At 74.7% G+C, this 13,989-nt stretch carries 12 protein-coding genes; 9 read left to right on the top strand and 3 right to left on the bottom strand.

Annotation, left to right across the window (positions count from 1 at the left end; translation table 11 throughout):
- Positions 1–80 precede the first annotated feature (80 nt).
- The 3 genes from ACFWOG_RS15610 to ACFWOG_RS15600 form a co-directional block, all read right to left on the bottom strand.
- On the bottom strand, positions 81–1,097 hold the full coding sequence (locus tag ACFWOG_RS15610) for a TIGR03842 family LLM class F420-dependent oxidoreductase (RefSeq protein WP_380358660.1): 1,017 nt from the start codon (positions 1,095–1,097) through the stop codon (positions 81–83).
- Between the two features lie 115 nt (positions 1,098–1,212).
- Positions 1,213–2,628 carry a dihydropyrimidinase gene (hydA, locus tag ACFWOG_RS15605; RefSeq protein ID WP_355399700.1) on the bottom strand — a complete coding sequence of 472 codons (1,416 nt, stop codon included), beginning with the start codon at positions 2,626–2,628 and terminating at the stop codon, positions 1,213–1,215.
- Positions 2,629–2,644: 16 nt separating this feature from the next.
- Complete coding sequence (locus ACFWOG_RS15600) at positions 2,645–3,487, bottom strand: nitrilase-related carbon-nitrogen hydrolase (RefSeq protein WP_329950456.1); 843 nt, start codon at positions 3,485–3,487, stop codon at positions 2,645–2,647.
- Between the two features lie 480 nt (positions 3,488–3,967).
- Here ACFWOG_RS15600 and ACFWOG_RS15595 point away from each other — a divergent pair, with 480 nt between their 5' ends.
- The 9 genes from ACFWOG_RS15595 (at position 3,968) to ACFWOG_RS15555 (ending at position 13,915) form a co-directional block, all read left to right on the top strand.
- Positions 3,968–7,489 carry a hypothetical protein gene (locus tag ACFWOG_RS15595; protein ID WP_380358656.1) on the top strand — a complete coding sequence of 1,174 codons (3,522 nt, stop codon included), beginning with the start codon at positions 3,968–3,970 and terminating at the stop codon, positions 7,487–7,489.
- A 47-nt stretch (positions 7,490–7,536) separates the two neighbouring features.
- On the top strand, positions 7,537–7,614 hold the full coding sequence (locus ACFWOG_RS15590; RefSeq protein ID WP_101948289.1) for a putative leader peptide: 78 nt from the start codon (positions 7,537–7,539) through the stop codon (positions 7,612–7,614).
- Positions 7,615–7,804: 190 nt separating this feature from the next.
- Positions 7,805–8,527: a cysteine dioxygenase gene (locus ACFWOG_RS15585; RefSeq protein ID WP_380358653.1), complete on the top strand. Its 723-nt coding sequence runs from the start codon at positions 7,805–7,807 to the stop codon at positions 8,525–8,527.
- The gene (locus ACFWOG_RS15580; RefSeq protein WP_329950453.1) at positions 8,521–8,907 is read left to right on the top strand and encodes a rhodanese-like domain-containing protein; all 387 of its coding nucleotides are present in this window, start codon (positions 8,521–8,523) and stop codon (positions 8,905–8,907) included. Before ACFWOG_RS15585 ends, ACFWOG_RS15580 begins: the two co-directional genes overlap by 7 nt.
- Positions 8,908–9,233: 326 nt before the next feature.
- On the top strand, positions 9,234–10,430 hold the full coding sequence (locus tag ACFWOG_RS15575) for an ABC transporter ATP-binding protein (RefSeq protein WP_380358651.1): 1,197 nt from the start codon (positions 9,234–9,236) through the stop codon (positions 10,428–10,430).
- Positions 10,420–11,088, top strand: a complete 669-nt coding sequence (locus ACFWOG_RS15570; protein ID WP_329879529.1) for an ABC transporter permease — start codon at positions 10,420–10,422, stop codon at positions 11,086–11,088. The genes ACFWOG_RS15575 and ACFWOG_RS15570 overlap by 11 nt, the downstream gene beginning before the upstream one ends.
- Positions 11,085–11,777, top strand: coding sequence for an ABC transporter permease (locus ACFWOG_RS15565; RefSeq protein WP_329879528.1), 693 nt, complete (start codon positions 11,085–11,087; stop codon positions 11,775–11,777). Before ACFWOG_RS15570 ends, ACFWOG_RS15565 begins: the two co-directional genes overlap by 4 nt.
- A gap of 197 nt (positions 11,778–11,974) precedes the next feature.
- Positions 11,975–12,928: an ABC transporter substrate-binding protein gene (locus ACFWOG_RS15560; RefSeq protein WP_329879527.1), complete on the top strand. Its 954-nt coding sequence runs from the start codon at positions 11,975–11,977 to the stop codon at positions 12,926–12,928.
- A gap of 342 nt (positions 12,929–13,270) precedes the next feature.
- On the top strand, positions 13,271–13,915 hold the full coding sequence (locus ACFWOG_RS15555; protein WP_380358646.1) for a hypothetical protein: 645 nt from the start codon (positions 13,271–13,273) through the stop codon (positions 13,913–13,915).
- The last annotated feature ends 74 nt before the right edge of the window (positions 13,916–13,989 follow it).

Raw genomic sequence — 13,989 nt, 5'->3', positions numbered from 1 at the left:
CGGCCCGTTGGCGCGGTAGGCGCCCTCCCCGCGCGCCTGCGAAGTGGGTTCCGGGGGGTGGTGGCGCCGGGGCGGCCTGGCTACGGCAGGCGCGGGATGAGGTCGGTCCCGTAGGCGTCGATGGTGGACTCGACGGCGTCGTGCATGGCGTAGATGGCGAACTGGTCGACGCCGAGGGAGCGGAGCTGTTCGAGGCGGGCGAGGTGGGCGTCGGGCGGGCCGATGAGACAGAACCGGTCGACGATCTCGTCGGGGACGAAGGCGGTGTCGGGGTTCCCGGCGCGGCCGTGGTGGCTGTAGTCGTAGCCCTGCCGGTCCTTGATGTAGGCGGTGAGGGCTTCGGGGACGAGGTCGGAGTGCTCGCCGTAGTGGGTGACGAGGTCGGCGACGTGGTTGCCGACCATGCCGCCGAACCAGCGGCACTGTTCGCGGGCGTGGGCGAGGGCGGCCGGCGAGTCGTCGGCGGTGACGTAGGCGGGCGCGGCGACGCAGACGGTCACCGCGTCGGGGTCGCGGCCCGCCTCGGTGGCGGCCCGGCGGACGGCCTTGACCATGTACTCGGTGAGGTAGGGGTCGGCGAGTTGGAGGATGAAGCCGTCGGCCTGGCGCCCCGTCAGGGCGAGGGCCTTGGGCCCGTAGGCGCCCATCCAGACCGGCAGGGCGGCGCCTTCGCCGACCCACGGCAGGTGCATCTCCGTGCCGTCGACCTCGGCGGTCCGGCCCTCGGCCAGCTCCTTGATGGCGTGCATGGCCTCGGACAGCCGGGCGAGGGTGGCGGGATGCCGGCCGGCGACCCGCATCGCGGAGTCGCCGCGCCCGATGCCGCAGACCGTGCGGTTGCCGTACATGTCGTTGAGGGTGGCGAAGAGGGAGGCGGTGACCTCCCAGGTCCGGGTGGAGGGGTTGGTGACCATCGAGCCGACGGTGAGCGTGCTGGTCTCGGCGAGGATGCGGCTGTAGATGACGAAGGGCTCCTGCCACAGGACGCAGGAGTCGAACGTCCATCCGTGACTGAAGCCGGCCCGCTCGGCGCGGACCATGCGGTCGACGAGCAGGCTGGCGGGCGGGTCGGTCTGCAGCACGAGGCCGATGTCCATGGCGGGCTCCGGAGGTCGGGAGGAGGGGGAACGGGAACCCGCCCGGGCCGTGACCCGGGCGGGCGGAGGGGCAAGGACGGCCGGAGGCCGGGGAGGTGGGCCGGAGGGGCGGGGCTCAGTCCAGGTACCGGCAGGTGTCCCGGCGCAGGAAGGTGCCGTGGCCGGCCCGCCCGAGCCAGGTGCCGTGGTCGAGGACGACCGTGCCCCGGGAGAGGACGGTGCGGGCGCGGCCGGTGAGCGTGCGCCCCTCGTACGCCGAGTAGTCGACGTTCATGTGGTGGCTCGCGGCGGAGACGGTCTGGACGGCGTTGGGGTCGTAGACGACCACGTCGGCGTCGGCACCGGGGGCGATGGTGCCCTTGCGCGGGTGCAGGCCGAACATCCGGGCGGGCGTGGTGCAGGCGATCTCGATCCAGCGGCGGCGGCTCAGTCGCCCGTCGACCACGGCCTGGTGGAGCAGGTCCATGCGGTTCTCCACGCCGGGCAGACCGTTGGGGATCTTCGAGAAGTCGCCGCGGCCGAGCTCCTTCTGCCCGGTGTAGCAGAACGGGCAGTGGTCGGTGGAGACCACCTGGAGGTCGTTGGTCCGCAGGCCGCGCCAGAGCGCCTCCTGGTGCTCCCGGGGGCGCAGCGGCGTGCTGCACACGTACTTGGCCCCCTCGAAGCCGTCGGCGCCCTCCTCGGCGAGGTTGTCCGTGGAGAGGAAGAGGTACTGGGGGCAGGTCTCGCCGAAGACGGGGAGGCCCTCGTCGCGGGCCCGGGCGAGTTCGGCGAGGGCGGAGGCCGCGGAGACGTGGACGACGTAGAGGGGGCTGCCGGCGACCTGGGCGAGCTTGATGGCGCGGTGGGTGGCCTCGGCCTCCAGGAGTTCGCGGCGGACCTCGCCGTGGTACCGGGGGGCGGTGCGGCCGGCGGCGAGGGCCTGTTCGACGAGGACGTCGATGGCGATGCCGTTCTCGGCGTGCATCATGATCAGCCCGCCGTTGGCGGCGCCGCGCTGCATGGCGCGCAGGATGCGGCCGTCGTCGCTGTAGAAGACGCCGGGGTAGGCCATGAACAGCTTGAAGGAGGTGGACTCGCCGGAGTCGACGAGGGCGTCCATCTCCTTGAGGACCGCGTCGTTGACGTCGGAGACGATGGTGTGGAAGGCGTAGTCGACGGCGCACGTGCCGTCGGCCTTGGCGTGCCAGGCGTCGAGACCTTCGCGGAGGCTGCCGCCGACGGGCTGGACGGCGAAGTCGACGATGGTCGTGGTGCCGCCCCAGGCGGCCGCGCGGGTGCCGGTCTCGAAGGTGTCGGAGGCGTGGGTCCCGCCGAACGGCAGTTCCATGTGGGTGTGGGCGTCGACGCCGCCCGGGATCACGTAGTGGCCGGCGGCGTCGATCAGGGTGTCGGCGGTCCAGGCGAGGGCGGCCTCGCTGCCGGTGGTGGCGAGGGCGACGATGCGCTCGCCCTCGATGAGGACGTCGGCGCGGAGTTCCTCGGTGGCGGTGATGACGAGGCCGCCGCGGATGACGGTGCGGGTGGTCATGGTGTGGTCGTCCCCCTCACGCCTCGGCCAGCGGCCCGTACGCGTCGGGGCGGCGGTCGCGGTAGAACGCCCACTGCTGCCGGACCTCCTCGATGAGGCCCATGTCGAGGTCGCGGACGACGAGTTCCTCCTCCTTGTCGGAGGCGACCTCGCCGACGAACCGTCCGCGCGGGTCGACGAAGTAGGAGGTCCCGTAGAAGTCGTTGTCGCCGTACTCCTCGGTGCCGACGCGGTTGATGGCGGCGACGAAGTACTCGTTGGCGACGGCGGCGGCGGGTTGTTCGAGCTGCCAGAGGTACGCGGAGAGGCCGCGGCTGGTGGCGGAGGGGTTGTAGACGATCTGCGCGCCGGCGAGTCCCAGGGCCCGCCAGCCCTCGGGGAAGTGGCGGTCGTAGCAGATGTAGACGCCGACCTTGCCGACGGCGGTGTCGAAGACGGGCCAGCCGACGTTGCCGGGCTTGAAGTAGTACTTCTCCCAGAAGCCCTTGACCTGCGGGATGTGGTGCTTGCGGTACTTGCCGAGGTAGCTGCCGTCGGCGTCGATCACCGCGGCGGTGTTGTAGTAGACGCCGGGCTGCTCCTCCTCGTAGACGGGGACGACGAGGACGAGGCCGAGTTCGCGGGCGAGTTCGGCCATCCGGCGGACGGTGGGTCCGTCGGGCACGGGCTCGGCCCAGCGGTAGTGCTCGGGTTCCTGGACCTGACAGAAGTACGGGGCGTTGAAGACCTCCTGGAAGCCGAGGATCTGCGCGCCCTGCGCGGCGGCCTCGCGGGCGTACCGCTCGTGGAGGGCGATCATGCTCTCCTGGTCGCCGGTCCACCGGGTCTGGACGAGGGCGGCACGGACGATCTGCGACATGGGTACCTCCGCAACTCCGCGGTCCGTCCGGGGGTCGGGCCTGCGGTCTGAGGGTTGACGGGGCGGTTCTGCCTGCGGCACCGCGGACGGCACCGCACTACGGGCCACGTGGAGCGCCGCGCACGGCTCCGCGCGCCGGCGCGTTCCGGCACGACCGTGCACGGTGTCTACGTGCGTAGAAAGTTGGTGCGTCGACCGTAGGCCCGGCCTCGGTCGCCTGACAATACGTCGGACGTAACGCGCCCGGGGCGATCCTGTTACGCGGACACGCGGGGTCTCGTAGATGGGATGAAACGGTCATCTACCCCGGCAGTGCTCGCCTTACTCATTCGGGTGAATCGTGTGCGAGGTGGTGCGGGTCCGGGCAAGAGGGTTGATGATGCTGCTCCGGTCCGTCGCCGGGCGGTCGCCGACGGTGAGCCACCGCCGGTCCCCGGCCCCGGCGTTCGGTCGTTCACGCGTGTGCAGGGGGAGGTGGACGTGACGGCTGTACCCGAGGAGGGCGGAGGCCCCGCGCACCCGGCCCGCTCGTACCCGGCGCCTCCGTACCCGGCGCCTCCGCACCCGGCGCGCCGACGCCCGGTACCGGCGTGGGCCGGAGTCCTGCTCGGGCTCGGCGTCCCGGTACCGGCCGCCCTCGGGTGGCTGCTCTTCGCGCGGTGGACGGCGGACGGCCAGGGCGCCCGGGACATCCGCCTCCAGCTGGCCGGCTCCCGAGCCGCCGCCGCGGCCGTGGTCGCCGACCGGGCCGCCGACTTCCGCGCGTCTCTGGACGCGGACCTCTGGCTGGTCTGCGGCTACTCGGTGACGCTGACGGCCGCCGGGATGCTCGGCGGATACGTGTTCACGCGGCCGCACTGGAGGCTGGTCGCGCTCGTCGCCGGCCTCGCGGGCGTGCTGGCGGGTGCCTGTGACCTCGCCGAGGACCTCCTGCTCGACGCCGGGCTGGGCGGGGGCGGTCCCGGACCGGCGGGCGGTGACACACCCTTCCTGGCGGCGGCCGCGTTCGCCACCGTGAAGTGGCTGCTGCTCCTGCCCGCGGGGGTGGTCGGCACGGTGGTCTGCTCCGCCACCGTCCACCGGGCCGCGCGCGGGGTGCTGCGGCGGCCTGCGGAGGAGACGGCCGGCGGGCCGAACGGCGGGCCGGACGGTGGGACGACCCACGGTCCGAACGGCGGGCCGAACGGCGGGACGAGCGGCGCACCGGAGGCCGGGCCGAGCGCCGTCCACGGCGACGAACCGGACGGCGGACCGGATCACGGACCCGACGGCGGACCCGACGCCGAACCGGACCGCGGACCGGAGCTGATCCCCCCGTGGCCGGTGGCGACGGCGCGGGGCGGACGGTGGCCACCCGGACCTCGGACCCACGGGCCGCTCACCCGACAGGCCCGCTGGCGCAACGCCGCCCGGGTCCCGCCCGGCCGCGAGCACGCCCCGCTCGGTTTCTGCGTCTCCGGCGGCGGAATCCGCTCGGCCTGCGTCACCCTCGGGGCCCTCCAGTCCCTGCGCCCGTGGCTGAAGCAGGCCCGCTACCTGGTCTCCGTCTCCGGCGGCGGCTACACGGTCGGCGCCATGCAGCTGGCGCTCAGCGACTCCGCGCCGGCCTGCCCCGTCCGGGCCGTCTCCGGTCTGACCGCCGACACCGTGCTGGAGCCCGGATCCCCCGAGGAGGACCACCTCCGACGCCACGCCAAGTACCTGGCGGACGGCGCGGGCGAGTGGCTGGTCGCCCTGGGCACGCTGCTGCGCGGCCTCGTCGCGGCGCTCGCCTTGCTGCTCGCCTCCGTCCTGGTGATCGGCCTGGGGCTGAGCCGCTTCTACCACCTCGTACCGCTCACCGACCTGGACGACCTGGCCGCCGTCGGCCTGCACACCCAAGGCCCGGTCACCGGGGGCGGCGTCGGCGGCCCCGGGCTCGGCCCGCTCGCCCTCCGCGCCCCCGCCCTGCTCACCCTGGCCGGGCTGCTGACGGCGGCTGCCCTGGGCTGGCTGCTCTGGCTGCTGACCTTCTCCTGGCTCGGCTGGGACACCCTCCTGCCGCGCGTCCTGCGCCGGTTCTCGCAGGCTGCACTCGCCGTGGCGGCCCTGGTCACGCTCGGCGTCCTGGCCGTACCCGGGCTGGCCTGGGGCGCGGTCCGGCTGCAACAGGCGCTCGCCGTCGGCGCACGGCAGACCGGCGCCGGCATAAGCGCCACCGTGCTGCTCAGCTACCTGGCCCTGCTGCTCGGGATCCTCTGGCACGGCCGGCACGCCATCGAACAAGGGGCGGCGGTGCTCGGCGGGCTGGTCCGCGGCACCCGGCGGATCGGCGGCAGCCTCACCGGGCGGATCGCCGAGTACCTGGTGCTCTGGTCGGCGCTGGCCGCGCTCACCGCGGGCGCGCTGCTGGCGCTCGGCTGGGCGGTGGCCACCGGGCACGCCTGGCCGCCGGCCGCGCAGCTCCTGCTGCCCCTGGTCCTCGGCACCGTCGGCCTCAACCTCGACCAGACCTGGATGGGCCTGCACCCCTTCTACCGTCGGCGCCTCGCCGCCGCGTTCGCCGTCCGCCGCTCGGTCGAGCGCGGTGACGGCGGCCAGGACGGTGCCGGCGGCCAGGACGGCGACGGTGCCGGTGTCAGTGCCGGTGACCGTGACGGCGGGGAGGTGCTCGCCCGGCCGTACCACTTCTTCCGCGAGCAGACCCGCCTCAGCCACTACGGCGCCCGGCACCCCGACTTCCCGCAGGTGATCTTCGCCGCGGCGGCCAACCTCTCCGGCAACGCGCGCACGCCGCCCGGCCGCCGGGCGGTCTCGTTCACCTTCTCGTCCGACTACGTGGGCGGACCGGACGTCGGGTACGCCCGCACCGACCTGCTGGAGCGACGCACCCGGCGGCACATCGGCCGGGACCTCACGGTGCAGTCCGCGATGGCCGTCTCCGGCGCGGCGTTCTCGTCCGCGATGGGCCGTCAGTCGCGCGGCTACCAGGGGCTGTTCGCGATCACCAACGCGCGGCTCGGGACCTGGCTGCCCAACCCGGCGGCGCTCGCCCCGCTCTGGGCCGCCGACCGGGACTGGCGGTACGCGCCGCAGCCCGCCGTCCGCCGGCTCCCCTACCAGCTGCGCGAGGTCTGCGGCCGGTACCCGATGGACGCGCGGTTCCTGCTCACCACCGACGGCGGCCACTACGAGAACCTCGGACTCGTCGAACTCCTGCGGCACGGCGTGCGGACGGCGGTCTGCATCGACGCCAGCGGCGACTCGACCTTCGCCGCCACCCTGGCGGCGGCGATCACCCTGGCCCGCGAGGAGCTGGGCATCACCATCACCCTCCGCGAACCGGACCTGCTGATCCCGGGCAGCGCCGGGACCGCGGGCGCCTCCGGGGGCGGCCCGCACGGGAGCCCCTCCTCCGACGGGGCCGGGCACCCGCCGCTGCGCGGCCTGGCGGCGCGGCTGGCCGACCGGCTCTCCGCCCGGGCGGTGGTCGTCGGTGACATCGAGTACCCGTGGCCGCTCGACCTGGACGACGGCTGCTCCGCGGACGGCGCCGATCCGTCGGCCGCCCGGCGGGGCACGCTGATCGTCGCCCAGGCCGCCCTCACCGCCGGCATGCCGTACGAGTTGCACGCGTACGCGATGACCGACGCGTCCTTCCCGAACGACAGCACCAGCGACCAGTGGTTCGACCACCGGCAGTTCGACGCCTACCAGACCCTCGGCCGGTACCTCGGCGAGCAGGCCGAACCCGCGGTGAAGGCGGCCCTGTCCGGCGCCGGGCCGAGAGCCACGTCCGGGACCCGGGCCGGTTCGGGCTCCGGAACCGGGACCGGGACCCCGGCCGGGACCGCCGCCGATACCGCTTCCGGGGCCGCCCCCGGCATCGGACCGGCGCCCCCGCCGGGGGCCGCGTCGGTTCCTCTGCCCGGGCCCGCTCCGGCGCCGGACGCCGAGGTGGCGGGCGGTCCGCCGACCGGTCCTCCCGCCCCGCCCGATCGGGCGCGCGGCCCGCGACCATGAGGGTGCTCGCTTGACTCGTGCCCGTTCCGTCGGGAAGGATCCGGCGCATGGACTCCGGCACCACTCTGGTCTGCCGCCTGCACGTCGATCTCCGACGCCAGGCGAGTTCCATCTGTGCCTGTTGACCCTGTCCTTCCCCGCCGGCCCCTCCCTGTGACACTCCCCAGGACCCGCGCCGCGCACCCGCTCTCCTGACGCGCCTCCCCGTGTGACCCGCCTCCGGCCGCCCCGTCGGCCCGGCGCACCGCACCCGGGCACGGCCGTACCGCCGCCGCACGGCACCACCCAGCGCCCGCCTTCCCCGAGGACACCCACATGAGCCTGGACCTCGCCACCGACACGCTCGCCTCCGCCGTACCCGTCGCATCCGCCGCCGCCACCTCGGCTGCGGCGTCCCCTGCCACCGCCTCCCCGGCCGCGTCCGCCCCCGGCGCCCCCGTTCCCGGCACGTCCGCCCCCGGCGCCCCCGTCACCGGCGCCTCCACCGCCGGCGCCGACGCTCCCGGCGGCAGCGCGGCCGGGAGAGCGACCGGCACGGCGGCCCCGACCGGGTCCGGCACCGTCGTCACCGAGGAGGGCCGGGTACCGCTCACCCCGAGCGCGCTGCGGGCCGTCGTCCGCGAGCTGGCCGAGCAGCCCGACCAGTGGATCCACCACGTCCGGCTCTCCACCGAGGAGCGCTGGTACCGGCGGCTGGTCGCCGACGACGACCACGAGGTCTGGCTGATCAGCTGGCTGCCCGGCCAGTCGACCGGGTTCCACGACCACGGCGGCTCGCGCGGCGCGTTCACCGTGGCGCTGGGCGAGCTGGAGGAGCTGTCGCTCGGCGGCCCGGAGCAGGGCCTGCTGATCCGCCGGATCCAGTCCGGAACCACCCGCGCGTTCGGGCCCGAGTACGTGCACGACGTCCGCAACACCGCGTCCGGACCGGCGGTCACGCTGCACGCGTACTCGCCGCCGCTCAGCTCCATGGCGCACTACGAACTGCGGGCCGGCGGCCTGGTCCGCACCTCCGAGGAAGGACCCGAACAGTGGTGACCACGATCGACGACCTGGTGGCGCGCTCCCGTGAGGGGGTCCACCGGCCGGGGGCCGAGGAGGCCTACCGGGCCCAGCTGGACGGCGCCCTGCTGGTGGACATCCGGCCGGCGGCGCAGCGGGCGGCCGAGGGGGAGATCCCGGGCTCGCTGATCATCGAGCGGAACGTGTTGGAGTGGCGGCTCGACCCGACGGGCAGTCACCGGATCCCGGAGGCCGCGGGACACGACGTGGCGGTGGTCGTGGTCTGCTCGGAGGGGTACGCGTCGAGCCTGGCGGCCGCCTCGCTGCGCGAGCTGGGTCTGCACCGGGCGACCGACCTCGACGGCGGTTTCGTCGGGTGGGCCGCCGCCGGACTGCCGACGCGTCAGGGCGGCTGATCCCGCGCCAGGACCGTGAAACCGGCGCCGCAGGACGCCGCCGATCCGCCGGCCTCGACGCCGCTGGATCGTCCGCCGTCCTGCGGCGGCCGGGAAATCAGGGACAGGAGGTTCATGAGGTCATAGGCTGATCGGAGTTTCAGCCGGTTCGATACTGGGCAGCCACGCGGGCGGAGGAACGCCCGGGCAGACGACGACGTCACACGCCGCAGTTTGTCGACAAAACGCCACCGACCCGACCGTCCGTCACTCTCCCACCGCCTATCGACCGACCTACACCACCATCGGCGCCGCCACCGGGGGCCGCCGAGACGAGGAAACTCCCCGTGATCAGATTCGACGGCGCGGGCAAGCGCCACCCCGACGGCACCATCGCCGTCGAGGGCCTCGACCTCGACGTCCCCACCGGGCGCACGACCGTGCTGGTCGGCCCGTCCGGCTGCGGCAAGACGACCCTGCTGCGCATGGTCAACCGCATGGTCGAGCCGACCTCGGGGCGGGTCCTGCTGGACGGGGACGACGTCGCCCGCCTGGACCCGGCCAAACTGCGGCGCGGCATCGGGTACGTGATCCAGCAGGCCGGGCTGTTCCCGCACCGGCGGGTGATCGACAACATCGCGACCGTCCCCTACCTGCTCGGCTGGGACCGGAAGAAGGCCCGCGCCAGGGCGGCCGAGCTGCTCGACCTGGTCGGGCTCGCGCCCGAGACCGCCAAGCGGTACCCGTTCCAGCTCTCCGGCGGCCAGCAGCAGCGGGTCGGCGTCGCCCGGGCGCTGGCCGCCGACCCGCCGGTCCTGCTGATGGACGAACCGTTCAGCGCCGTCGACCCGGTGGTGCGGGCCGGGCTCCAGGAGGAACTGCTGCGGCTCCAGTCCGAGCTCCACAAGACCGTCCTGTTCGTCACCCACGACATCGAGGAGGCCGTCCGGCTCGGCGACCAGGTCGTGGTGCTGCGCGAGCAGGGCCGGATCGCCCAGCTCGCCGACCCGCACACGCTGCTCACCGCGCCCGCCGACGAGGACGTCGCCGCGTTCCTCGGCCGTGACCGGGGCCTGCGCGGGCTCGGCCTGCGCTCCGCACGCACCGTCGCCGTGCACCCGGTCCACGACGGGCCGAGGTACGGCGGCTGGGAGCTGGCGCTGGACGACGAGCGCCGGCCGATCGGCTGGATCGACCGGGACGCGGCCTCCGCCGTCCTGCACCCGGCGCCCGGGTTCCACCCCGAGGCCGACACCCTGCGCGGCGCACTGGACGCCGCCGTGCTGTCCCCCTCCGGGGTCGCGGTCGCACTGGACGCCGACGGCCGGGCCACCGGCACGGCGGACCGGGAGGCCGTCCTGGCCGCGCTCGCCGGGGCGCCGACGGTGACGGTCGGACGATCCGCCGGGCCCGGCGGGCCGGACGTGGCCACGCGCGCCGGCGGCACCGGAGCAGGCGAGGCACGAGCGGGCGAGGCCGGCGCCGTAACCGGAACCGGGACCGGGACCGGAAGCGACGCGGACGGAGCCGGCGGTGGACGATGAACCGATCATCCGCTGGTACTGGATCGGCGACCATCTCGGCTACCTCGGCGACCTGCTGGCCGACCACGCCGTCATCGCGCTGCTCCCGGTGCTGATCGGCCTGCTGCTGGCGATTCCGCTCGGCCTCGCCTGCACCCGCTTCCCCCGCCTGTACCAGCCGCTCGCCGCCGTCTTCAACATCGTCTACGCCCTGCCCTCGCTGGCCGTCTTCGTGGTGCTCATCCCCTACACCGGGCTGGCCACCCAGGCCACCGTGATGATCCCGCTCACCTTCTACGCGGTCGCCGTCCTGCTGCCGACCACCGTGGACGGCCTGCGCGCCGTCCCGGACGCGGTCCGGCAGGCGGCCACCGCCATGGGCTACGGGCCGTGGCACCGGCTGGCCGCCGTCGAGCTGCCCGCCTCCGTGCCGTACCTGGTGGCCGGCCTGCGGGTCGCCGCGGTCTCCAGCATCTCGCTCGCCTCGGTCGGCGCCCTGGTCGGCCGCGGCGGGCTCGGCTACCTCTTCATCGACGGGTTCCAGCGCACCTTCCCGACGCCGATCGTGGCCGGCATCGTACTGATCGCCGCACTCGCCCTGGCCGTGGACCTCGTGCTCGTCGGCGCCCGCCGCGTGCTCGCGCCCTGGGCCGTCCGGGAGAAGGGGGCGGGCCGGTGAACTGGCTCAGCTGGCTGGGGGACTTCTTCTCCGCCCCGGACCGCCGGAGCGGTCCGAACGCGATCGTCCACCGGATCGCCGAACACCTGCTGCTCTCCGGCGAGGCGCTGCTGTACGCCGCGGTGCTGGCCGTCCCGCTCGGACTGCTGATCGGCTACACCGGACGGGGCGTCACCGTGGTCACCGCGATGGCCGGCGCCGCCCGCGCCCTGCCGACGCTCGGGCTGGTGACGCTGGCGGTGCTGCTGGCGGGGGTCGGCGACACCGCCGTCCTGTTCCCGCTCGTCGCGCTGGCCGCGCCGCCCCTGCTGGTCGCGGCGGTCGAGGGGGTGCGCGGCACCGACCCGGACGTCCGGGACGCGGCGCGGGGCGTCGGGCTGACGCACCCGCAGGTGCTGTGGCAGGTCTGCCTGCCGTCCTCCCTCCCCACCCTGCTGGCCGGCTTCCGGACGGCGACCGTCCAGGTCATCGCGACCGCGACGGTGGCCGCCTACGTCGGGCTCGGCGGGCTCGGCCGGTACGTCATCGACGGCCTGGCCACCCGGGACTTCGCGATGACGATCGGCGGCGCGCTGCTGGTCGTGCTGCTCGCCGTCGCCGCCCAGTTGTTCTTCGCCCTGCTCGCCCGGTACGCGCTGCCTCCCGGCCTGCGCGCACAGCAGCGGGCCGCGTCGCGGCAGCCGTCGTGACGCCGGACGGCCACCGGAGCGCCCGGGAGGACCGGGCCCTCCGGGCGGTCCGTGCCGCCCGGGGCGCGCCGCGACAGCTCCGCGTTCCGGCCGCCCCGGGCCTCCCGGGGCGGCCGGGGCGGCCGGAGCCCCCACGTCCTCAGACTCCCGACGCACCTGACACCCGACACGTACATCCCGAAAGGACCCGTATCACCATGTCGACATCCGTGCCGCGCAGAGCAACCGGCCACCGGGCCGCCGCCCTCGCCGCCCTGGCCGCACTCGCCCTCACCGCCACCGCCTGCGGCTCCTCCGGCGGCGACCCGCTGGCCGCCGCACCCTCGACGGCCGGCGGCTCCGCCGCGACGGGCGCGGGGTCCGGCGGCACGGTGGTGGTCGGCTCGGCCAACTTCCCCGAGAACGTGCTGCTCGGCTCGATCTACTCGCAGGCGCTCAAGGCCAAGGGCGTCAAGGTCGAGGAGAAGTTCAACATCGGCAGCCGCGAGGTGCTCTACGGGCAGCTGCAGAACGGCAGCCTGACCGTCCTGCCCGAGTACAACGGCGCCCTGCTCGCCTACCTCGGCGGCAAGACGGCCGAGCCCACCAAGGACGCGGTCAACGCCGAGCTGGCGAAGACGCTGCCGGCCTCGCTGGCGATCCTCGACTCCTCCCCCGCCGAGGACAAGGACACCCTGAGCGTCAGCCAGGAGAGCGCCGACAAGTACGGCCTCAAGAGCATCGCCGACCTGGCCGGAAAGGCGGGCGAGTTCACCATCGGCGGCCCGCCGGAGTTCAAGTCGCGCCAGGAGCAGCCGCTCAAGGACGTCTACGGGCTGACCTTCAAGGAGTGGAAGCCCACCGGCGAGACCACCGCCAACGCCGTGAAGGACGGGTCGATCCAGGTCGGCAACGTCTTCTCCACCGACCCGAAGATCGCCCAGCTGAAGCTCGTCGCGCTCACCGACCCGAAGAACCTGTTCGGTGCGCAGAACGTCACCCCGCTGGTCAACAAGGCGAAGGTGGACGCGACGTCGTCGGCCGCGCTCAACGCGGTGTCGGCCAAGCTGGACACGGCCGGCCTGCTGGCGCTGATGAAGAAGGTCGCGATCGACAAGGAGGACCCGTCGGCGGTGGCCAAGGACTGGCTGAAGAGCAACGGGCTCGGCTGACACCGCGTCGCGCGGGGCCGGTCGGGAGGACGGCCCCGCGCGCGGGCGGATCACCCTTGCGCGGACACCTCCGGGGCGAACACCCGGGGCGGATCACCCTTGCGCGGACACCCCGGCGCGGACCTCTCGCGGCCGGACCGCGCCCGCCGCCCTGCCACCCCCAGCCGTCCCCAGTAGCCCCCAGCCGTCCCTCGCCGTCGAGCGCCGATCGGAGGACCGCCCGGAGCCGTCCGGAGCTCCACCCGGAGCCGCCGGGTGACCACCGCCCGACCGGGCCGGTGACCTGGATCTCCGGTTCGGCAGATCTTCCCCTGAGCGGCGCGGACATGACAGTGTGACGACATGCGCACTCGTCTCCTCGCCGCCACCCTCACGGCATTCGCCGCGGTGAGCCTCGCCGCCTGCTCCGGCTCGGAGTCCGGCACCACCGCGGCCGGCGCCTCCGCATCCGGCACCCCCGCCACGTCCACCGGCGACACCCCGACCGCCACCGCGTCCGCCCCGGCCCCGACCGCCACCGGCGGGGGCACGTCCGGAGCCCCGACCGGGTCCGCGACCGGCGCCCCGCCCACCCCGGCGGCCACCCCGGACGCTCCGGGCGCCACCGCGCCCGGCGCGACCGCCGCTCCCGCCCCGAGCTCCCCCGGCGCCGCCGACTCCCCGGGGGCCCCGGCCTCCGCACCGCCCAAGCCGGCCCCGCCCACGGACGCGGGCCTGCCGAGCAAGCCGGCCGCCGACGTCTCCGCCCAACTGGTCGCCGCGCTGGACGCGATCGACCCGGCGATCGTGGGCGGCAAGCCGGAGCAGGCCGTCGACAGGGCTCGCGCCCAGTGCCAGTCGATGTACCAGTTCCCCAAGGACAGGGCCAAGCTGGTCGAGCTCGCCGACCAGCGGTTCACCACACCCGACCGTCCTCAGGGTTTCGGCGCCGAGAAGGCGGAGAAGATCCTCGACGCACTGCGCTCCACCCTCTGCCCGCCGGCCTGAGCCGGTCCGGCAGACCCTGGACGGCCCGGTGTCCTGAGCGCCGGGCCGCCGTGGCCGCGCGCGTCGACCAGCGC

The sequence above is a fragment of the Kitasatospora sp. NPDC058406 genome (assembly GCF_042722765.1).
Taxonomy (GTDB): domain Bacteria; phylum Actinomycetota; class Actinomycetes; order Streptomycetales; family Streptomycetaceae; genus Kitasatospora.
The sequence above is the reverse complement of the archived record's forward strand: the minus strand, read 5'-3'. Positions and strand labels throughout refer to the sequence as shown.